The sequence below is a fragment of the Streptomyces sp. genome, from assembly GCF_035644915.1.
In the GTDB taxonomy this organism is placed as follows: Bacteria; Actinomycetota; Actinomycetes; order Streptomycetales; family Streptomycetaceae; genus Streptomyces.
The window spans coordinates 1-20,152 of record NZ_DASQNP010000102.1 but is presented as its reverse complement, the minus strand read 5'-3'; the positions used below and the strand labels follow the sequence as shown (position 1 = coordinate 20,152).

Annotated in this window: 14 protein-coding genes and 1 pseudogene; 4 read left to right on the top strand and 11 right to left on the bottom strand. The window is 74.9% G+C overall.

Annotated features, from left to right (window positions below):
• The 8 genes and pseudogenes from VE546_RS12040 to VE546_RS12005 form a co-directional block, all read right to left on the bottom strand.
• Positions 1-135: pseudogene (locus VE546_RS12040) on the bottom strand (glutathione peroxidase); the annotation flags it as partial.
• A gap of 45 nt (positions 136-180) precedes the next feature.
• Positions 181-1,434 carry a PrsW family intramembrane metalloprotease gene (locus VE546_RS12035; protein WP_324921468.1) on the bottom strand — a complete coding sequence of 418 codons (1,254 nt, stop codon included), beginning with the start codon at positions 1,432-1,434 and terminating at the stop codon, positions 181-183.
• A 135-nt stretch (positions 1,435-1,569) separates the two neighbouring features.
• Positions 1,570-2,352, bottom strand: coding sequence for a hypothetical protein (locus tag VE546_RS12030; RefSeq protein WP_324921466.1), 783 nt, complete (start codon positions 2,350-2,352; stop codon positions 1,570-1,572).
• 70 nt (positions 2,353-2,422) lie between these two features.
• Positions 2,423-3,214, bottom strand: coding sequence for a tRNA (guanosine(46)-N7)-methyltransferase TrmB (gene trmB / locus VE546_RS12025; RefSeq protein WP_414720465.1), 792 nt, complete (start codon positions 3,212-3,214; stop codon positions 2,423-2,425).
• 172 nt (positions 3,215-3,386) lie between these two features.
• Entirely contained in the window at positions 3,387-4,697 is a 1,311-nt protein-coding gene (locus VE546_RS12020) for an alpha/beta hydrolase (protein ID WP_324921464.1), read from the bottom strand.
• A gap of 97 nt (positions 4,698-4,794) precedes the next feature.
• Positions 4,795-5,202 (bottom strand): PPOX class F420-dependent oxidoreductase, encoded by a 408-nt coding sequence (locus VE546_RS12015; RefSeq protein ID WP_324921462.1) that lies wholly within the window; start codon positions 5,200-5,202, stop codon positions 4,795-4,797.
• Positions 5,203-5,355: 153 nt separating this feature from the next.
• Positions 5,356-6,627 (bottom strand): L-2-hydroxyglutarate oxidase, encoded by a 1,272-nt coding sequence (gene lhgO / locus VE546_RS12010; protein ID WP_414720464.1) that lies wholly within the window; start codon positions 6,625-6,627, stop codon positions 5,356-5,358.
• A 148-nt stretch (positions 6,628-6,775) separates the two neighbouring features.
• The gene (locus VE546_RS12005) at positions 6,776-8,260 is read right to left on the bottom strand and encodes an MFS transporter (RefSeq protein ID WP_324921460.1); all 1,485 of its coding nucleotides are present in this window, start codon (positions 8,258-8,260) and stop codon (positions 6,776-6,778) included.
• Between the two features lie 669 nt (positions 8,261-8,929).
• Here VE546_RS12005 and VE546_RS12000 point away from each other — a divergent pair.
• Positions 8,930-11,062 carry an asparagine synthase-related protein gene (locus VE546_RS12000; protein ID WP_324921458.1) on the top strand — a complete coding sequence of 711 codons (2,133 nt, stop codon included), beginning with the start codon at positions 8,930-8,932 and terminating at the stop codon, positions 11,060-11,062.
• Between the two features lie 118 nt (positions 11,063-11,180).
• Here the strand turns inward: VE546_RS12000 and VE546_RS11995 are convergent, their stop codons facing one another.
• Positions 11,181-13,082 (bottom strand): NPCBM/NEW2 domain-containing protein, encoded by a 1,902-nt coding sequence (locus VE546_RS11995; RefSeq protein WP_324921456.1) that lies wholly within the window; start codon positions 13,080-13,082, stop codon positions 11,181-11,183.
• 349 nt (positions 13,083-13,431) lie between these two features.
• Positions 13,432-14,322 (bottom strand): helix-turn-helix domain-containing protein, encoded by an 891-nt coding sequence (locus VE546_RS11990; protein ID WP_324921454.1) that lies wholly within the window; start codon positions 14,320-14,322, stop codon positions 13,432-13,434.
• Between the two features lie 324 nt (positions 14,323-14,646).
• Between VE546_RS11990 and VE546_RS11985 the strand changes: the two genes are divergently transcribed.
• Together VE546_RS11985 and VE546_RS11980 are read left to right on the top strand one after the other, a co-directional pair.
• Positions 14,647-16,020: an NAD(P)/FAD-dependent oxidoreductase gene (locus VE546_RS11985; protein WP_414720463.1), complete on the top strand. Its 1,374-nt coding sequence runs from the start codon at positions 14,647-14,649 to the stop codon at positions 16,018-16,020.
• Positions 16,021-16,199: 179 nt separating this feature from the next.
• A complete protein-coding gene (locus VE546_RS11980; protein ID WP_324921452.1) occupies positions 16,200-17,912 on the top strand; it encodes an ATP-binding SpoIIE family protein phosphatase in 1,713 nt (570 codons plus the stop codon).
• Between the two features lie 40 nt (positions 17,913-17,952).
• Here VE546_RS11980 and VE546_RS11975 read toward each other — a convergent pair whose 3' ends face one another.
• Positions 17,953-19,242: an MFS transporter gene (locus tag VE546_RS11975; RefSeq protein ID WP_324921470.1), complete on the bottom strand. Its 1,290-nt coding sequence runs from the start codon at positions 19,240-19,242 to the stop codon at positions 17,953-17,955.
• Positions 19,243-19,379: 137 nt separating this feature from the next.
• Between VE546_RS11975 and VE546_RS11970 the strand changes: the two genes are divergently transcribed.
• Positions 19,380-19,937: a MarR family transcriptional regulator gene (locus tag VE546_RS11970; protein WP_324921450.1), complete on the top strand. Its 558-nt coding sequence runs from the start codon at positions 19,380-19,382 to the stop codon at positions 19,935-19,937.
• The last annotated feature ends 215 nt before the right edge of the window (positions 19,938-20,152 follow it).

Genomic DNA, 20,152 nt, shown 5'->3' with positions numbered 1-20,152 from the left:
CTCCAGGCCCTCGTACTGCGGGGTCAGCCCGCACCGGGAGGCGACGTTGACGATCAGGAGCACCTTGCCCCGGTACTCGGCGAGCGAGGTGGGCTCACCGGAGAGGGTGCGCAGGGGGATGTCGTAGAGGCTCATGGGCCCCTGTCTAGCAGAGATCGCCCCCACGGGCGTCGTTGATCTTCACCTCGCGGAAGGCCGCCCCGCGCTCCCGCCGCCGTGGGGTTCGGGGGGCCGGCGGAGGGCGGCGAGGGCCGCGGAGGTGGTGGCGGGGGAGGCGAGGGGGCGGCGGCGCCAGAGGGTGTGGAGGAGTTCGCGCTCGTGGGCGGGGAAGCCCGGGGGCGGTGCGCCGCGCTCGGCGCGGGCGCGGAGCAGGGCCAGGCACGTGGCCGCGCGGTGGTACTCGGCGACCGCGCGGGCGGCCCGGCGCCCGTGGTGGCGGCGCGCGAACTCGCGGGCCAGGGCGCGGGTGCGCAGACAAGCCAGGGCGTACGGCTCGGGGGGCGCGAGCCAGCCCGCCGCCGCGTACTGGGGCAGGGTGGCGCGTACGGTGCGCAGGACGCGCCGGCGCGCCCAGAGCGCCAGCCAGGCCACCACGCACAGCACGGGCAGCATGAACAGCCCGTAGACCGTGAAGAAGACCCGCGTGGGCCGGCTCGCCGCCCCGTTCCACACGGCGTGCAGCGTGACGGCCGCGGCCAGGCCGAGCAGCGGCAGCGCCGTGCGCAGGACGCGCCGGTGCCGGGCGACCAGGGCCGCCGCGCCGAAGCCGAGGCCCACCAGCACCGTGAAGAGGGGGTGCGCCAGGGGCGCCAGCACCACGCGCTGGAGGAACGTCCCGAGCGTGCTCGACTCCAGGCCGGAGTGCCCGAACGCCAGGTCCTCGCCGAAGGCCCGGCCCAGGTAGAGGATGTTCTCGGTGAAGGCGAAGCCCGTGGCCGTGATCCCCGCCGTGACGACGCCGGACACCACGCCCCCGAAGTCCCGCGGCCGGTGCAGGTACAGCAGCAGGACCGCGCCCGCCTTCGCCGTCTCCTCCACCACGGGTGCGATCAGGACGGTGCCCAGCGCATCGGCGCGGTCGGGGGCGCGCGGCAGGATGCTGGACGCCAGCCACTCGGTGGCCAGGCCGTTCGCGGTGATCGCCACGAGGGTGGCCGCGCAGGCGCCCCAGCCGAAGGCGAAGAGCAGGTTCCGCCAGGGCGTGGGAGCGGCCCGGTCGAGCCAGCGGAAGGCGGCGACCAGCAGCGGGACGGGCAGGACGGCCAGGCACAGCCCGACGAGGAAGCCGTCGGGACCGGTCTGCTCGTGGACGAGCGCGAGGATCACCGCGCCGCACAGCGCGAGCGGCACGGCGAGGGCAGCCGTGCGGACGGCGCGGCGCGTACGGCGGAGCCGCCCGTCGCCCGTCGGTGGCGCTGGAACGTCGTGGTGCACTCGATGACCTTTAACGCACCCGGGCCCGGATGGCCAGTGCCCATCCCGGCGACCTGTGTTCTTCCGCCACCGGGCCGTCCCGCCGACCGGTGGCGGCGGGGCGGCCCGGTGGCGGCCGGGGGCCGGGCGGCCGGTTCACTCCAGCGTGCTCTCCTCCACGTTCTCCATCCGCGCGTAGAGCACCTGTTCGTTGACCTCCAGGTTGTTGATCAGCCTCAGGGCGGCGGCGATGCCGCTGCCGACCAGCTCCCCGGCGACCTCGCCGTACTCCACCTGCACCAGGACGTTCGGCGCGCGCTCGTCGTCGGCCCGGCGCCGCGGGTCGCGCCAGGTGCCCACCGCGCCGATCTCCGTCGCCGCGCGCATGAGGAACGAGACGGCGTGCGCCTTGGCGCGCGGCATGGTCAGCGTCAGCAGCTCCCGTTCCACGCGGGGCAGTTCCACCCCGGCCTCGGCGTCGCCGAACAGCAGCGCGTACAGCAGGTCCTTCGCCGTGCGCAGCAGTTCCCCGGCCGTCGCCGACCGGCACCGGGCGGGGACCAGCCCGCCGCCCTTGGGCGGCGGGTCGAGCAGATGGCCCTCCGCCTCCAGGCGCTCGCGGTCCCAGGAGCGCAGCTCCGCCACGAAGTCCGCCAGTCGGGGGGCGTCCAGCTTCCAGGCGCGGATCCGCTCCAGCCGGCGCGCCCGCTCCTCCTCGCTCTCCGCATCCGGCTCCGGCTGCGGTCGCGACTCCGGCTCCGGCTGCGGCGCGCGGGCGGCGGGCAGGGCGGGGGACGGGGCGTCCGGCGCGGCACGGGCGAGGAGCTGCTCGACCAGCCACTCCTTCGGCCGCTCGGTCAGTGACGCGCGCAGCCGCGCGTGGTACTCCTCGTGCAGTTCGCCGCGCACACGGCGGACGAGGTCGTCCAGGCTCTCCATGGCCGGACCGCAGGGACCGCCCCGGACACCGGACCGCGCCTTCGGATGCCAAACCACCCTTACGGGTTGTTCAGGCGGACTTCCCACCGGGGACGGGGACGCGGCGGAAGAGCAGATCGTGGACGACGTGGCCCTTCTCCAGGCCCTGCTGCTCGAAACGCGTGAGGGGCCGGAAGTCGGGGCGGGGCGCGTAGCCGCCGTCCGGCTGGGTGTTCTCGTACGACGGGCTGTCGCTGAGCACCTGGAGCATCTGCTCCGCGTACTCCTCCCAGTCGGTCGTGCAGTGCAGCAGCCCGCCCGGGGCCAGTCGGGTGGCGGCCAGCTCCACGAACTCCGGCTGGATGATCCGGCGCTTGTGGTGGCGCTTCTTGGGCCAGGGGTCGGGGAAGAAGACCCGGATTCCGGCGAGGCTGGCGGGGGGAAGCATCTCGCGCAGCAGGATGATCGCGTCCCCGTTGGCGACCCGGACGTTGGTCAGCCCGTGCTGCTCGGCCAGCAGCAGCAGGTTGCCCTGGCCGGGAGTGTGGACGTCGGCGGCGAGGATGCCGGTGCCGGGGTCGGCGGCGGCCATCTGCGCGGTCGCCTCGCCCATCCCGAAGCCGATCTCCAGGACCACGGGCGAGCCCGGCGGGAGGGTGTCGAAGAGCGCGTCGAGGTCCAGCCGGCGGTCGCCGTCGATCTCCACGCCCCACTTCGGCCACAGGCGCAGCAGGGCGTCCCGCTGGTTGGCGCTGACGCGGCTGCGGCGGGGCTGGAAGCTGCGGATGCGGCGCTCGTGGCGCTCCCCGGCCGGGTTGGGGGAGGGGCCGGTGCCGTCGGGGAACATGGACCCGCGGCGGCGCCCGTCGGACGGCGCGGGGATCGGCTTGGCGGGGGACGTCTGTTCTGGCGCTTTCTCGGACACAGTGGATACGAGTCTACGGCCGCGCCGGGCCGCCCCCGGCCGCCCGTACGGCCGGGGGCGGCCCGGCGGCCGTACGGCACGGTGTCCGGGAGCGTCGCGGGCGCCGCGCCCGGCGGATCGGCCCGGTGGCTCAGCCCAGGCCGGCGAACCAGCGCGCGTTGTGGGCGATCGCCCGGACGTACGCGCCGAAGTGATCGACGTCACCGTGGTCCACCACCTCGGCCCGCACCCCGCGCTCCGCCAGGTCGCGCTCGCAGGAGCGGGTGTTGGCGGCGGGCACGTCGCGGTCGCCGGCGGAGGTGTGGAGCCGCACCGGTACGCGCGGCGCCCAGGTGCAGACGCCGTCGTTGAGCCGGATCACCTCCAGGAACGTGCCGTCGGGGTGCCGGACCCGCTCGTACCACTCGTCCGTCAGCAGCTCCTCCGGCGTGCCGGGGAGCTGCTCGGCGATCTCCTCGTCGCGGTGGTCGTTGTCGAAGAGTTCCTCGACGCGGTCGGCGTACGGGGCGCGGAAGACCTCGCGGGGATCGGAGTAGAGCGGGTGCAGCCGGTTCTGGGCGACGAGGAAGTAGCTCAGGTAGAAGACCGCGGAGGGGCCGTCGACGCGCCCGTCGAGCAGCGCGGGCAGCTCCACGCCCTCGATGTCGTACGGCCCGGCCACCGGCGCCAGCGCCCGCAGCCGGAAGCGCGGGTCCGCCCCGCGGGCCAGCTCGCGGCCCAGGGCCATGGCGACCTGCCCGCCCTGGGAGAAGCCGGTGACGTACACCTCGCCGGTGAGCCGCTTGCCGTGCCGCGGCGCGGCGGCGCGGGCGGCGCGCAGCGCGTCCAGGGAGGCGGAGACGGAGGAGCGGGTGTCCACGTACGGGTGGGTGCCCGGGCCGCTGCCCAGCCCCAGGTAGTCGGGGGCGACCACGGCCCGCCCGCCGGAGGCGTAGAGCAGGGCCGCCAGGGCGGAGAAGTTCTCCCCGGTGGAGGGGGCGTAGCCGCGGTAGGCGGTGGTGCCGTGGGTCTCGGAGACGGTGGCCAGCCGCTCGCCGCCGCCGGTGGGCAGGACGAGGAGGGCGGAGGCGGTGGTCGGCTTCCCGTCCGGGGTGACGGTGGCGTAGGTGAGGCGGTGGGCGGTGACGCCGTGGCGCACGGCGGAGGCGTCCACGCCGTTCGCGGCCAGCAGCTCCGTGAGCTGGGCGGGGGTCCGGTCGAGCAGGGGGGTGGTGGACAGCAGCGCGCCCCGGGCGTGCTGGGCGGTCCGCGCGTCCCAGGCGGCGGTCCGCGGCGCGGCGGGGGAGGCCGCCAGCGCGGGCGCGGCCGTCGCGGACAGCAGGAGGGCGGCGGCGACGGCCGCCGCGCCGCGCCGTACGCGTCCGCCGGCCCGGCGCGGGGCGGTGGGAGCGGTCGGGGCGGTCGTGATCCGGCCGGTCGGTCGGAGATCGCGTTCTGTCATGGCGGCGATCCTTTCCCGGAGGCCGGGGCTCCGGAATACGGCTCGCCCCCCTCCGGGGGGAGGGCTGTCCCCACCCCGCCCCTCTCGGCCGCCGGGTTCAGAGCCGGCCGGTGATCTTGACCGGCGTGACGCGCACGACGATGCGCTCGCCGTCGTTCTTCGAGGCCGGATTGAACGAGGCGTAGTCCTGGCCGGTGTACTTGAGCGACAGCTCGTCCGGCAGCTTCCTCTCGGGGTCCGGCGTGATGGTGGCCGTACCGCGGATCTCCGCGTACCGGTACGGGTCCTCGGGCGGGTTGATCATCACGGTGACGCGCGGGTCGCGGGCGAGGTTCTTCCCCTGCTGCCGGTCCACGGTGGTGGAGAACAGCAGGTCGTCGCCGTCGCGCTTGATCCAGACGACCGTCAGGTGGGGCTGTCCGTCGGGCAGGATCGTCGCCACGGTGGCAAAGACCCGTGACTCGTCGACGTACTTCTTCAGCTCGTTCGAGAGGTGGACCGCCATGGCCGGAATCCTTGTCTGTGAGGCGGGTGGGGCAGCAACTGCCCAACAGGGAACGCGAGTTGCAACACCCGCGGGGCGGACGGCATTCCACGCCCCGCCCCGGGTCACCGGCTCCTCCGCGGCGCCCCGGCGCCCCCGGCGCCCCCGGCGTCCTCAGCGAGTGGCGTCCAGCGCCGCCAGCGCCCGCCCGGCCACCTCGCGGCCGATCGGCAGGGAGGCCGTGGCCGCCGGGGAGGGGGCGTTGAGGACGTGGACGGTGTGCGGGGCCTCGGTGATCAGGAAGTCGTCGACCAGCGTGCCGTCCGGTCCGACCGCCTGTGCGCGCACCCCCGCCGGGGCCGGCAGCAGGTCCTCGGCGGTCACCTCCGGCAGCAGCCGCCGCACGGCCTCGGTGAAGGCGGCCTTGGACAGGGAACGGCGCAGCTCGCCCGCGCCGTAGCGCCAGTGGCGGCGGGCGATGCGCCAGGTGCCCCGGTACCCCAGTGCCTCGGCCAGGTCCCGGGGGTGGACGGTGCCCCGGCGGTAGCCCTCGCGGGCCAGGGCCGGCACGGCGTTGGGCCCGACGTGGACCGAGCCGTCCACGCCGCGCGTGAGGTGGACGCCCAGGAACGGGAACGCCGGACCCGGCACCGGGTAGACCAGCCCCCGCACCAGCCCCGCACGGGCCGGGGACAGCTCGTGGTACTCCCCGCGGAACGGCACGATCCGCACCGGCGGCGCGTCACCGGCGAGCCGGGCCACGCGGTCGCTGTGCAGCCCCGCGCAGTTCACCATGGCGCGGGCCCGCACCACCGCGCCCGCCGCCGTACGGACGGCCACTCCCACGCCGGGACGGCGGTCCACGACGGCCGCCTCCGCGCCGTAGCGCACCTCGGCGCCCGCGTCCGACACCAGCCGGGCCAGCTCGGCGGCGACCGCGCCGAAGTCGCAGACGCCGGTGGTGCCGACGTGGATGGCCGCCAGCCCGCTCACGTGCGGCTCGTACTCGGCGATCTGGGCCGGGCCCAGCTCGCGCACCGGGATGCCGTTCTCCCGGCCGCGCTGCACCAGCGCGTGCAGCCGGGGCAGCTCCGCCCGCTCGGTGGCGACGATCAGCTTGCCCGTCACCTGGTGCGGAATGCCGTGCTCCGCGCAGAACTTCACCATCTCCGCCGAGCCCCGCACCGCGAACCGGGCCTTGAGCGAGCCGGGACGGTAGTAGACGCCGCTGTGGATCACCCCGCTGTTGCGGCCGGTCTGGTGCCGGGCCGGGCCGGACTCCTTCTCCAGGACCACCACCCGCGTGCCGGGCCGGGCGCGCGTGAGCGCGTACGCCGTCGACAGACCGATGATCCCGCCGCCGATCACCAGCACGTCGCAGTCGTACGCCGCGCGCCTCGCGGGAACCATGGAGGGGGCCGTGGAGACAGTGGACACGTTCTCCATCATGGCCCCGCCCACTGACAGCCAACCCTCCGGCGGCCCGCCGGCCGGTCGCGTCCGGGTGACCGGACACCTCCGGAGGACCGGACACGTCCGCCCGGTCCGTGTCCGCCCGGTTCGCGCGGCCGGTCCGGCAGGACGCGCCGTCCGGTCACGCCGGCGCCGCCAGCAGCGGCCGGGCCCGCTCGCGCAGCTCCGCCACGCGCGGCTCGTCGCCGTACGGCTCCAGCCGGTGCAGCAGGTCCCGCACGTACTCCTTGGTGCGCGCCGAGGAGATCCGCCCGGCGACCTCCACCGCCCGGGTGCCCGCCGCGCAGGCCGCGTCCAGGTTGCCCGACTCCAGCTCCGCGACCGCCGACACCACCAGCCGCAGGCCGTGCGAGCGGACGAACTCCTCCGTCGGCCGCGACAGCGCCTGCTCGGTGAAGCGGCGCACCTGCCGCGGCGCCTTCAGGTCGCGGTAGCACTCGGCGGCGTCGGCGGCGAGGCGGTCGTAGGAGTAGAAGTCCAGCCAGGAGGGGTCCGGGTCGCCGTCCCGGGAGCGCTCCAGCCAGCCCTCCGCCGCCGCCAGCGCCGTACCGCAGGCCGCCGGATCGCCCGCCTTGGCGTGGGCGCGCGCCTCCACCAGGTGGAAGAAGCTCATCGTGCGGGCCGTGGCCAGGCCGCGGTTGCGCTCCAGGGCGGCCTGCGCGAGGTCCACGCCCTCGTCGGCGAAGCCGCGGTACGTCGCCTGGAGCGACATCGAGGCCAGGACGTATCCGCCCAGCGGCACGTCCGCCGCCGCCCGCGCCAGCCGCAGCGCCTGGATGTAGTAGCGCTGGGCGGCCTCCTGCTGACCGGTGTCGAAGGCCATCCACCCGGCCAGCCGCGTCAGTTCGGCGGTGGCGCCGAACAGCGCGCGGCCGACCTCGTCGCTGTAGGAGCCGAGCAGCAGCGGGGTGGCGTCCACGCGCAGGCACTCGGGCACCATCGACGAACGCCAGTCGCCGCCGCCGTACTTGGAGTCCCAGCGCCGCGCCTCCTCCGCCGCCTCCCGGAGCTTGGCCACATCGCTGTGGCCGACGCGCAGGGACGTCGGGACGGGCGGGGGCGGGGAGGCGGACGGAACGCTCCCGGGGGCGCCCACCCTGGCCTCCGCGCCCTTCACGGCGGTTCTCGCGTCCCGCGCCACCGAGCTGTCGGCCGGCTTGATCAGCCAGCGCGAGGTGGGCACGGCGTAGGCACTCACCGAGAACGACCCCGCCAGCGACTGCCAGATGCCGCCGCTGCCGCTCCGCCGCCCGGCCGGGTCCAGCCGGTACAGCTCGGTCGCCGACCGCACGGCCGCGCCCACGTCCCGGGGGAAGGCCAGGCCCACCTCCGGCGCCGGATCGGCGTCCGCCAGGCCGATCTCGTGCAGGGGGACGGGACGCCCCAGCTTGCTGCCGATCGCGGCGGCTATCAGGTGGGGGGCGACGCCCTGCGGCACCATGCCCTTGGAGACCCACCGGGCGACCGATGTCTTGTCGTAGCGGAGGGTCAGCCCCCGTTGCGCGCCGAGGTCGTTGACCCGGCGGGCGAGTCCGGCGTTGCTGATTCCCGCGAGGGCGAGAACGGCGCCGAGTTTCTCGTTCGGCCCGCGTGGCTCCCTGGACATGCGCACCCCTGACACACAGCCGACGGCCGCCCCGCGCCGCACACGCGGGGCGCTCGTCAACCCAGCGTAGTTCGCCGCATCCCTACCGTTAAGGGGCGTCTTCCGGGATGGCGGGATTCATGTCCGCACAAGAGTGCGCAATCGGCACCGCGCGAACGGCGCGGGAACCACCGCGGGGCACACCGCGCATGCCCCCCTGGCGTGTGCTCCGGGTGTGTGCCGATGCGCCCGCCCGTGCGCTCTGTGCGGCCCGGACGGGAAGCGCTTCCATGGATGCCGCGTGGGTCGGCCCGCTGCGCAGGAAACAGTGGGCTGGGGGAACACCGCCGTTCCATTCCCCGCGGACGGCGGTTCGGTCCGGGAGGTGACGACGCCTCCCGGACTGCCGACGACACCGCCGGCGGCAGCGTCGGCGACGCCGTGCGTGACGATTCGTACGGCATATCTCACGCCACATATTTGGCCGAATGACGTTGTGCGCGGTGCTGTGCGCGACGGGTCGTTCGGCGACCGGTACGGCGCCGGCCCTCCGGCGCCGCCGCCCGCGCGTCCGCGCCCCTGAGCGCCTCCGGCACGCCCATCCCGTGGCAGCATGGTCCGCAAAGTGACGGCAGTTGACAGCGGTCGACAGCGGCTGACGGCAGCTCATGGGCCCATGCGGAGGCGGCGATGCGGTGGTTGGTGGGGTGGGCCGCAGACAACGCGCACGGTGCGGGCTCCGCGGCACGGCCCGGGCACACGATCCAGCCCGTCGGCGCACAGCAGTTGTGGGACGGCCCCGACCCGCTGTGGGCGGTCGGCGACTGGCGGCCGGACGAGATCCGCCTGGTGGAGGTCGACGGCGGCAACAGACTGGCGGTGCTGGGCTGTTGCGGCGCCTCCGACGAGGAACTGCGCGCCGGGCTGTTCGCCGCCCGCGGCGGCGCCCTGCGCCACCTGACCGCCTGGCCCGGCAGCTACACCGCGGTCGTCCGCATCGGCCGCCGCGTCACCGTCACCACCGACCTCGCCGGCGCCCGGCCCGTGTTCCACGCCCCCTGGGCGGGCGGCACCGCCTACGCCACCGCCGCCCTGCCGCTCGCCGACCTGATCGAGGCACAGCTCGACGTCGGCCACCTCGCCGCCCTGCTCGCCTGCCCCGACGCGCCCGAGGCCCTGGGCGACGGCACCCCCTACGCGGGCGTGCACCGCGTACCGCCCGGCCACGCGCTGATCCTGCGCGACGGCCGCAGCCGCGAGACCGTCAGCTACGAACCCGCCGTCCCGACCGTCGTCGCCGCGCCCCCGGTGGACGCGGACGCCGCGGTAGCGGGCGTGCGCGACGCGCTGGTGGAGGCCGTACGGGTGCGGCTGGCGGCCCCGCGCCACGCGCCCGTGCCCGACTTCGACAGCCTCGATCCCGGCCCGATCCCCGGCATGGGCCCCGCGCAGCGCCGCCCCGGGCGCGGGCCCGCGCCCGGCCTCGGCGCCGACCTGTCCGGCGGCAGCGCGTCGGCGACGCTCGCGCTGCTGGCCGCCGGGCTGCCGGGGATGCCGGGCACGATCTTCGGCACCGCGGGGACGTCGGCGGGCGAGCGGCTGCTGGCCGTCACCTTCAACGACCTGGCGGTCGAGCCCCGGGCGGGCCGCGAGGCCGAACTGGAGCGCGCCCGCAGCATCGCCGAGAACCCCCGGCTGCACCACGTCGTCGTCGCGGCGGGCGAGGAGGCCCTCCCGTACGCCGGTCCGGACGGCGGCTCGCTCCTCGACGGCCCGCTGACCGACGAGCCCGGCCCCTCGCTGGTCGTCGCCGAGCGGCACCGCAGGCGGCTGGCCGCGGGCAGCGCGGACCACCTGGCCGGCTACGGCGCCCGGCAGGTGCTCGACGCGCACCCGGCCCGGCTGGCCGACCTCCTCCTCGACCGGCGCCGCCGCCATCTGCTGCGGCCGGTCACGGCACTGGCCAGGGCGGAGGGGACGAGCGGGCGGTCGGTGCTCGTTCCGCTCACCGTCTACCGGGCGGCCCGGCGGCTGGCCCGCACCCCCTACCGGGACGGGGTGCTGGAGGCCGCGCGGCGGCTGCGGGAGCGGGACGTGGTGGGGGCCGGTGCCGGGGGAACCGGACAGGACGGTGTGCTCGACGCCTCGCTGGCCGCTCTCACCTGGTGCCGTCCGGGGCCCGCCGCGCGCTGGCTGACGGGAGAGGTGCTGGCCGAAGTATCGATTCGCCTGGAGCAGGCGGCCCTCCGGCCGGTGCCCGGGGAGGCCGGCACGCGCCCGGGGGAGCGGCGGGCGCGGGCCACGCTCGCCCGGCTGGCGGCCGACCACCGGATCCTCGAACAGGCGGCGGAGGTCCGCAGCCAGCGCCTGCACGCCCCCTTCCTGGACAACCAGGTCGTCCGCGCCTGCCGTGCCCTCCCCGAGGCCCTGCGCGTCCAGCCGGGGGCGCGGGCGTCCGTGCTGCGCGCGGTCCTGGCGGGGGCGGGCGTCCACGACCTGCCGTCCGGCTGGGGCGCCGCCTCCCCGGCCACCCAGGTGGCGACCGCGCGGACGGGGCTGCGGGCCCGTGTCGGCGACCTCATCGACCTGTTCGACGCCCCCCTGCTCGCCGACGCCGGACTGGTCGAGGCCAGGGTCGTCCGCAAGGCTCTGCGCGCCGCGGCCGAGGGCGAGGCGCTGCCGCTGGACGGACTGGCGGAGCTGGTCTCCACCGAGGTCTGGCTGCGCCGCCTGCTGGCCCGCCGCGGCAGTTGCTGGACGGGCACGGCCGCGCCACGCCAGCGGGCAGTGGCCGGAGGGGTGCCGCAGCGCCCGAGTCTGTGATCCGGCACCCGCCGCGCCCCGGACCGCCCACCGGGCTGCCGGACCGACGGACTACCGGATCGCCCGTCGTACTGCCGGACCGACGGACTGCTGCATTGCCGGACTGCCGGTTTCCGGGTCAGCTACAGCTGATCCGCGCCTGGGCCCAGTCGGCCAGGGCCGCCGAGTCCAGGAGGGTGTGCGGCTCAACCACCAGCCGGACCGTCCTCCGCCCGGAGAGGGACACGTGGACCGGCACCGGTTCCTCGCCCCGGCGGACCGCACCCGACCGCCACAGCCGGACGCCGTCGCCGTAGACGGAGAAGCGGACCGTCGCCGGCCCCACCGTCAGGTCGTCGACCCCGACGAGCGCGTCGAACGCCGTACAGGCGCGGTTGAGGTCGACCGTCACGGAGGACCGGGCGTGCACCGTCACCCCGTGGCCCCGGTCCCGTCCGCCGATGGACAACCGGGAACGCTGCCACAGCCAGCCGCTCCCGCCGCTTCGCACGGTGGGCCGGTCGGCGCCGGCGGAGGCGCCCCGGGACAGTCGGTCGAGCCGGTGGACCGTGGACACGGACGGTGGGGCCTGCGGGGACGCCGGGACGGCCCCCCGGCCGGGCGCCGGTGGGGAACCGGGAAGCGACGGCCCGTCCCCTGGAGCGGCTCCAGGTCCGGATCCCGGTCCGAAACCCGTGCCGGGTTCCGGCACGGACGGGAGGACGGCCCCGGACTCCGGCCCCGGGACCCGTACGGTCCCGGGAGACATGATCGGGGTGCGCCCCGCCGAACCCCTCGCCGGACCTGCCGGGTTCGCCGGCCCCGGCAGCCCCGTCGGCGCCACGGTCTGCGGCTCCGACCCCCTCGCCCCCGCGCCCAGCTCCGTCCTGGCCGTACCGGGTGCTCCCGCCGCCGACGGCCGCGTCTCCGGCCGCGGCCCCCGGGATTGCTGATCGTCGCTGACCAGTGCCAGCGTCAGTGCGGTGGCCACGGCGGCGGCCATCACACCCGCCGTGACGCCCGACTTCGCCGTGGCGCCCAGCCCCTCGAACGTCGCGGTGCCGTTCCCGGCCAGTCCGTCCATGCCCGTGATGCCCGTCAGGTCCATAACGCCTTCGGTCGCGGCGTGCCCCACCGCACCGGCCCGCCCCACCGAAACCGCTGTTACAGCCGCAGCCGAAACCGCCGCCGGAGCCGGAGCCGCCGCGCAGTACACCGCCGCACCCCAGCCCACGACCGCCAACGGCAGCAGGATGCGCAGCCGTTCGCAGACGTCCCTGGCTCCCTGCGCCACCGACCGGCAGTCGGCGCACCGCTCCAAGTGCCTGTGCAACCCCCGTCCGGTCCGCATCCGCAGGCTTCCGCGGGCGTACGTCCCCAGCCGGCCGGCATGGCGCGCGCAGTCGTCGTCCGCCGTCCGCGCCCGGTGGATGTGTTCCTGGAGGTACGCCTGCTGCAACCCCTCCCTCGCTCGTTGCGCGAGCGCCGCCGCCGCGTCCGCCGTCAGGCCCAGCAGCGGCGCGACCTTCTGCGGCGACTCACCCTCGACCACGGTGTGCCACAGCACCGTCTGCCAGCGCTCGGGCAGGCCGCGGAAGGCCCGCACCGCCGTTGAGCGCTCGGCCTTCCGCATGGCCCGCACGTGCGCCTCCGACTCGAAGGCATCACCGCTTCCCGAGGACTCGGCCGCCACCGCGAACACCGCGAAGTCCTCGGCCAGCAGGTCCCAGCCGGCCGTTCTCCCCCAGACGGCCGCCACCCCTCGGACGGTCGACAGCAGGTGGGTGCGCACCGCGGTGTCCGGGCCCGCGCCACCGCGTACGGCCAGCAGCATCCGGGCGAAGACCTCGTCCGTCAGGTCGTCCGCGGTGGCCGGGTCCAGGCAGCAGTGCCGGGCGTAGCGGCGCACCGCGTGGGCGTGCCGCCGGTACAGCTCCCCGTACGCCCCGTTGTCCCCGCCGCGCATCCGCGAGACCAGTTCGGTGTCGCTCGGCGGTTCCTCCTCCGAACCGCGCGTCTCCTCCCACCCCTCAACACCCAAAGCGAGCACCCCCGTACACACTGTTGCCACCGAACATCGGCACAGCGTGTCACAGCGACGACCGCGCGACCCCCGGCGTGCGCCTCAATCACCCATCCGAGGTGATGAATCGCAAAGCGGTGCGCACGGAGTGCTTACGCGAGGTAATAGGGAGGCACGACAAGGGAGTTGAGGCGGACCGAACAGCGGCGACTCGAACGTGGCCGAAAATCGACCCGATCCGGAGCCGGCCCGGTAGCGGTCCGCCACCCCTGGCACCCGTCCCGGGCCGGCCGGACGGACGTGCTCCCGGAAGTCCGGACCGGTGAACAGGACGGTGAACAGGCCAGTGAGTACCGCCTCCGGTGCCTCAGCCGCCGAGCCGTCCAGCCGCTGTCCTGGGCCTGAGCCCCTCCAGCAGGATGTCGAGCAGCCGGGCCGAGGCCGCCGCCTGCTGCGCCGCGTTCGGCAGGGACGGCGCCGCTGTCGCGATCACCAGCAGTACGTCCGAGACCGTCACGTCGGACCGCAGCTCACCGGCCGCCTGCGCCCGGTCCACCAACTGCCCGACCACGTCGAGCAGTTCCGCGGCGCCCGCGTCCTCCCCGGCTTCCTTCCGGCCGGTGTCCTCCGGCCCGGCCTCCGGAGCCGTCCGGCCGTCCACCAGCCGCAGCCCCGGCTGCCCGTGCCCGCCGCTCCGCGGAGCCCCCACATCTTCCGGGGAACCGGCGATCCCGGTGGTCGCGGTGGCCCCGGACGATCCGTCGGAGAAGGCGGAGGACGAACCGACCCGGAGTATTCGGGGCGGCAGCAGCCGCCCGGCGCCCGAGGCCACCGAGGTGCGCAGGAACCGGGAGAGCGCCGACCACGGCTCCTCCTCCTGCCGCAGCGCCGTCCGCGCCTGCTCGGTCAGCCGTGCGGTCTCCTCCTCGGCTATCCGCCGGACCAGCACGTCCTTGCTGGGAAAGCGCCGGTAGACCGTGCCCACCCCGACCCGTGCCCGGCGCGCCACGTCCTCCATGGGAGCGCCGTACCCCGACTCGCCGAAGACCTCGCGGGCCGCCCGCAGGACGTGCTCCAGGTTGCGCTGGGCGTCGACCCGCAGCGGAGTGGTGCGCTCGCCTCTGCCGATGCCTCCCTCGGTGCTCCCGCCTCCCCCGACGCTTCCGCCGCTGATCGCGTGTGTCGTCCCATTGCCCCCGGACGGATCCGCAGCGACGGCGGTCGACCAACGAGAGCCCTGAATGCCCTGAATATGCATGTTGTATTCCCCCGGTAGTGGCAGTCTCCCCCCGGAGACTCCCGCCCTTGCCGCCGGAGCACGGTCGGACTCCGCCCCGGCGCCTACGAACATAGTTGAGGCCGGGCCGTGAGAGTAGGGGGTTGTTCCGCCACCTCCGTCCCCGATCGGAGTACGCCCCTCCGTCCTCCCCCGCCACCCTCCAGCGCACCCTTCGCAGCCCACCTGACCTGCGGAAATGCCCTGTTTCAAGACCGGCGCGCGTTCCGGACCCAGTGGTTCCGCCGGTCATACGATTTCCCAGACCTGTGGACAAACGTCCACCCGCGGGTGCGTCATGGACAAGTGACGAAGGAACCCGCGCGCATTCTCGTGGTCGGCGGCGGCTACGTCGGCATGTACACCGCCCTGCGCCTCCAGCGGCGCCTGAAACGGGACCTGCGGCGCGCGCGGGAGGGGCGCGGGGGCGTACAGGTCGTCGTGCTGGGCCCCGAGCCCTACATGACGTACCAGCCCTTCCTCCCCGAGGCGGCGGCCGGTTCCATCTCGCCCCGCCACGTCGTCGTGCCGCTGCGCCGGGTGCTGCCCCACTGCCGGGTCGTGACCGGCGAGGCCAGGGCCATCGACCACGCCCGGCGCGTCGCCACCGTCGAGACCCTCGCCACCGAGCACGCGGGCACCGGCCCCGTGGAGGTGCCCTACGACGAACTCGTCCTCGCCCCCGGCTCCGTCTCCCGCGCCCTCCCCGTCCCCGGTCTCGCCGACCACGGCATCGGCTTCAAGACCGTCGAGGAGGCCATCGGCCTGCGCAACCACGTCCTCGAACAGCTCGACATCGCCTCCTCCACCCGCGACCCCGACATCCGCGCCGCCGCCCTCACCTTCGTCTTCGTCGGCGGCGGCTACGCGGGCGTCGAGGCCCTCGCGGAGCTGGAGGACATGGCCCGCTACGCCTGCCGCTACTACCACAACCTCCGCCCCCGGGACCTGAAGTGGATCCTCGTCGAGGCGACGGGCCGCATCCTCCCCGAGGTGGGCGGGACGATGGGCCGCTACGCCGTGCGCGAACTGCGCCGCCGCAACATCGACGTCCGGCTGGAGACCCGCCTGGAGTCCTGCGAGAACCGCGTCGCCGTGCTGAGCGACGGCTCCCGCCACCCCTGCCGCACCCTCGTGTGGACCGCGGGCGTCAAGCCCCACCCCGTCCTCGCCGCGACCGACCTCCCCCGCGACGAGCGCGGCCGGCTGCGCTGCGCGGCCACCCTGCGCGTCGACGGCGTCGAGCACGCCTGGTCCGCCGGTGACGCCGCCGCCGTCCCCGACCTGGCGGCCGACGAGCCGGGCCGGGAGTGCGCCCCCAACGCCCAGCACGCCGTGCGCCAGGCCCGGGTGCTGGCCGACAACCTGGTGGCGTCGCTGCGCGGCGAGGAACTGAAGGAGTACCGGCACGCCTACGCCGGCTCCGTCGCCTCGCTCGGCCTCCACAAGGGCGTCGCACACGTCTACGGCCGTAAGCTCAGGGGCTATCCCGCCTGGCTCCTGCACCGCGCGTACCACCTGAGCCGGGTGCCGACCGTCAACCGCAAGACGCGCATCCTCGCGGAATGGACGCTGTCCGGGCTGTTCAAACGTGAGATCGTCTCGCTCGGCTCGCTGGAGAACCCGCGCGCCGAGTTCGAGCTCGCCGCGGGCACCGGACGCCATCCCGAGGGGCCCTGACGGATGTCAGCGCCGTCGGTCACACTGGGCGTGTGACCATGGGTGGGCCCGTGTCAGCGAAGAGTCACCGGCGGGCGCGGACACGGCAGGCACGGCGATCACCACGAGCACCACGAGCACCACGAGTTCGGCAGACGAGAACACAACAGACGCATCGGAATCGGATCGGACCGCACGCAGTGAACTTCACGCGCTGGAGCGCCCGGCTGCCCCGCACACAGCGACGACGCACCGCTGCCCGGGCGGTACGGCGGCCGGCCGAGGCACCCGCCTCCCACGGTGCCGTCCCGGCGGCCCGGGACGAGCACGCCGAGCCCGGAGACCCCGGAGAGCCGTCCGCTCCGGCCGCCGACGGGGTCAGACACAGCATCGACGCCCTGTCCGCGCACGACCTGCTCGGGCACCTCCCGGCCCTGGTCGCCCTCGTCCACGGCCCCGACCACCGCGTCGCGTTCGTCAACGACGCCTACGCCGCCGCCTTCGGCCCCCGCACCCCCGGCGCCCCCGCCCGCGAGGCCCTCCCGGAGCTGGCGGAGCTGGGCCTGCTGCCCCTGATGGACCAGGTGCTGCGCAGCGGCCGGCCCCGCACGGTCAAGTCCCGCCGGGTCTCCGGCGCTTCCGGCGGCCGGACGCGCCCGGGGTACTACACCTTCACCTGCACCCCCATCGACCTGGCGGGCCCCGACCCGCGGCGCGGCGTCCTCGTCTTCGCGGCCGAGGTGACCGACCAGGTCGAGGCCGCCCAGCGGCTGCGCGCCAGCGAGCGGCGGCAGCGCGAGGCCGCCGTCACCCTCCAGCGCAGCCTGCTGCCGCAGCAGCTCGAGCAGCCGGACGACCTGCGGGTGGCCGCCACGTACCGGCCGGGCGGCACGGACGCGGCGGTCGGCGGCGACTGGTACGACGTCATCACCCTGGGCGCGGGCCGCACCGCGCTGGTCATCGGCGACGTGATGGGCCGCGGGGTGCGGGCGGCGGCCGTCATGGGCCAGCTCCGCACGGCCGTCCGCGCGTACGCCCGCCTGGACCTGCCGCCCCACGAGGTGCTCCAGCTCCTGGACGGACTGGCCGCCGAGATCGACCCGAACCAGATCGCCACCTGCGTCTACGCCGTCCACGACCCCAACGAGGGCCGCCTGGCGTACGCCTCCGCGGGCCACCTGCCGATCCTCGTCCGCGACCCGGACGGCACGGTCCACCGCGCCGACGCCTCGACCGGCCCCCCGCTGGGCACCGGCGGCTGGCTGCACACCTCCGCCTCGGTCCCCTTCGGCCCCGGCTCCGCCGCCGTGCTCTACACCGACGGCCTGGTGGAGCGGCGCGACGCCGACATCGACCAGGGCATCGAGGCCCTGGAAGCCGCCTTCGCGGGAGCCACCGGCGGCCCGCAGGTCGTCTGCGACCGGCTCCAGCGCGCCCTGGGCATCACCGCCGAGCACGACGACGACGTCGCCCTCCTCGTCCTCCAGCACCCGGTCCGCACCGGCCACGACGCGGAGCTGTTCCACAACGCCGCGCTCGACCTCCTCGGCGGCGTCGAGGCCGCCCCGCGCGCCCGCGCCTTCGCCTCGGGCGTCCTGGCGAGCTGGCGCTTTCCCCCGGAGCTGCACGACCTGGGGGTGCTGGCCGCCAGCGAACTGGTCGCCAACTCCCTCCAGCACGGCACCCCGCCGATGCGGCTGCGCCTGCGCCGCACGGACCGCCGTCTGATCATCGAGGTGACCGACGGCGACGAGCACCTGCCGCGCCGCCGCCGCGCGGAGCCCGGGGACGAGAACGGCCGCGGCATCTCCATCGTCGCGACCATCGCCTCCGCCTGGGGCTCCCGGCGCACACCGGGCGGCGGCAAGGCGGTGTGGTGCGAGTTCGCCCTCCCGGAGACGGTGTCCCGGTAGCCCCCGCCCGGCGGCTCCGGCGGTCCGGTGGCCGCCCGCCTCAGGCCGCTGCGGCGATCTCGGGGGAGGCGTCCGGCGCGGCCCGCAGCGGGCTGTCCTGCGCGGCGGTCAGACGGCGCCCCAGCAGCAGGGCCAGCGCGGTGATGCCGAGCGAGCACAGCACGAGCATCACGATGTACGGCACGTGCAGCGTGGCTCCCATCGGCCCGCCCACCGCGGGGCCGACCGCCAGCGCCAACTGCTTCACCAGCGCGAAGGCGGAGTTGTACTGCCCCACCATCCGGGGCGGCGCCAGGTCCGCCACCAGCGGCGCCACGGTCGGCGACAGCATCGCCTCGCCCAGCCCGAACAGCGCGTACGTGGAGATGATCGCCGCGACCGCCAGTGCGTGCCGCTCGGCCACCAGACCGGACGTCCCGGCCGCCAGCCACGCCACCGTCCAGATCAGCCCGACCACCGCGATCACCCGGCTGCGCCGCCGCCGTTCCACGACCTTCAGCACGACGAACTGCGCCACCACGATCACGGCCGTGTTCGCGGCGAGCGCCACCCCCAGCGTGGCCGGGGAGATCCGCGAGGCCTCGACCGCGTACGCCGACAACCCGGACTCGAACTGCCCGTAACAGGCGAAGAACGTCACGAAGCCGAGCACGCACAGCGTCACCATCGCCCGGTCGGACAGCATCGTCCGCCAGCCGCCCCGCGCCGGACCGCCGTCCTCGGCACCGACGCCGACGCGGCCGAGGCGCTCGACGCGCGGCCCGTCCGGCAGCCGTACGGTCGCCACGATCACGCCCAGGAGCACGTACATCGCCGACTCGATCATGAACAGCAGCAGGAACGACGACGGCCGGCCCGGGTCCACGACCAGCCCGCCCAGCAGCCCGCCGACGCCGAGTCCGAGGTTGTTGAGGAAGAACTGGGTGGCGAAGGCGCGCGACCGCGTCGCCGTCGTGGAACACCACACGATCATCGTGGCGAGCGCGGGCTGGATCACGGCGATGCCCGCCCCGAAGACGGCGGCGGAGGCGAAGGTCGCCGCCACGCCGGCCGACAGCGCGATGCCGAGCGCACCGAGGGCGGCGAGGACCGTTCCCGTGACGGCGACGGGCACCGGGCCCCGCTGGTCGATCACCCGCCCGGTGAAGGGCAGCACCAGCAGCGCGGCGACGGCGAAGAGCGCGAGCACCGTCCCGGCGGTGCCCGCACCAAGGCCCCGCACCTGTGCCACGTAGATGAACAGGAACGGGACGGTGAAGCCGTTGCCGAACGCACTCAGTGCGTTCCCCAGTTGGATCCTGCGCAGCGCCGCGCCCATCGCGGTGGTCACACTCACCTGCCTTTGCATCTGGCTCGTCGAAGAGGTCGGAAGGGGAGGAAGTCGAGAACTTCAAAGATAAAGTTCGACGCTAAAGAGTACATGTGGAAAAACTTCGAGGCGAAGAATTTCCGTGTCATACTCCCGCCATGTCCGACCAGCCCCCCGCCGAGCCGGTCCGCGAACCCACGCTCGACGAGCAGATCGCCATCTACCAGCGCGAGTACGGCGACCTGGACCCCCAGGTGGAGAAGATCGTCAACGCGCTCAGCCGTCTCGACCGGCGGATGAGCGTCGCGTACGGACGCCAGCTCGCGACCGTGGGCCTGAACCACGCGGAGTGGGAGGTGCTGAAGGAACTGGTGATGGCGGGCGAGCCCTACCGACTGGGACCGGGGGCCCTCGCCAAGCGCCTGGGCCTCACTCCTGCCGCCATGACCCACCGCATCGACCGCATGACCGCCGCCGGCCTGGTCACCCGGGAACGGGACGAGAACAACCGCGTCCGGGTCATCGTCGAGTTGACGGACGAAGGCCGCGGGAAGTGGCTCCAGGTGATGCGGATGGCCTCCGCCTTCGAGGAGGACCTGCTCCAGGACCTGTCGCGCGAGGAGCGTGGCACGCTGGGGGAACTGCTGACGCGTCTCCTGCGCCGGGTGGAGGACACCCAGCCGGACGCGGGGGGCCGTCTCAGCGACCTGAACTGACCGGCCCCGGATTGGTTTGACAGCCCGGGGTCCGATCCGTAGGGTACTCCGAGTTGCCAGGGCCGGAACGGTTCTCCTGGCGGCTCTTCTGCCACGTCCGGTGGCGACCACTCACCAGTGTGACTCCCCTTCCCGGGGTGAATTGCGGCGTGCCGTAATTCTGTTCCGGGTGGCTCGATTAGGAGCCGGAAGGGAAATCCGCTAAGGTGGTGAAA

Bases quoted from the DNA above. Each gene is read 5' to 3' on its own strand.
- VE546_RS12005 (WP_324921460.1), bottom strand. From the start codon at position 8,260: ATGTCCAGGGAGCCACGCGGGCCGAACGAGAAACTCGGCGCCGTTCTC.
- VE546_RS12020 (WP_324921464.1), bottom strand. From the start codon at position 4,697: ATGACAGAACGCGATCTCCGACCGACCGGCCGGATCACGACCGCCCCG.
- VE546_RS11970 (WP_324921450.1), top strand. From the start codon at position 19,380: ATGTCCGACCAGCCCCCCGCCGAGCCGGTCCGCGAACCCACGCTCGAC.
- VE546_RS12000 (WP_324921458.1), top strand. From the start codon at position 8,930: ATGCGGTGGTTGGTGGGGTGGGCCGCAGACAACGCGCACGGTGCGGGC.
- VE546_RS12015 (WP_324921462.1), bottom strand. From the start codon at position 5,202: ATGGCGGTCCACCTCTCGAACGAGCTGAAGAAGTACGTCGACGAGTCA.
- VE546_RS12030 (WP_324921466.1), bottom strand. From the start codon at position 2,352: ATGGAGAGCCTGGACGACCTCGTCCGCCGTGTGCGCGGCGAACTGCAC.
- lhgO (WP_414720464.1), bottom strand. From the start codon at position 6,627: ATGGAGAACGTGTCCACTGTCTCCACGGCCCCCTCCATGGTTCCCGCG.
- VE546_RS11990 (WP_324921454.1), bottom strand. From the start codon at position 14,322: ATGCATATTCAGGGCATTCAGGGCTCTCGTTGGTCGACCGCCGTCGCT.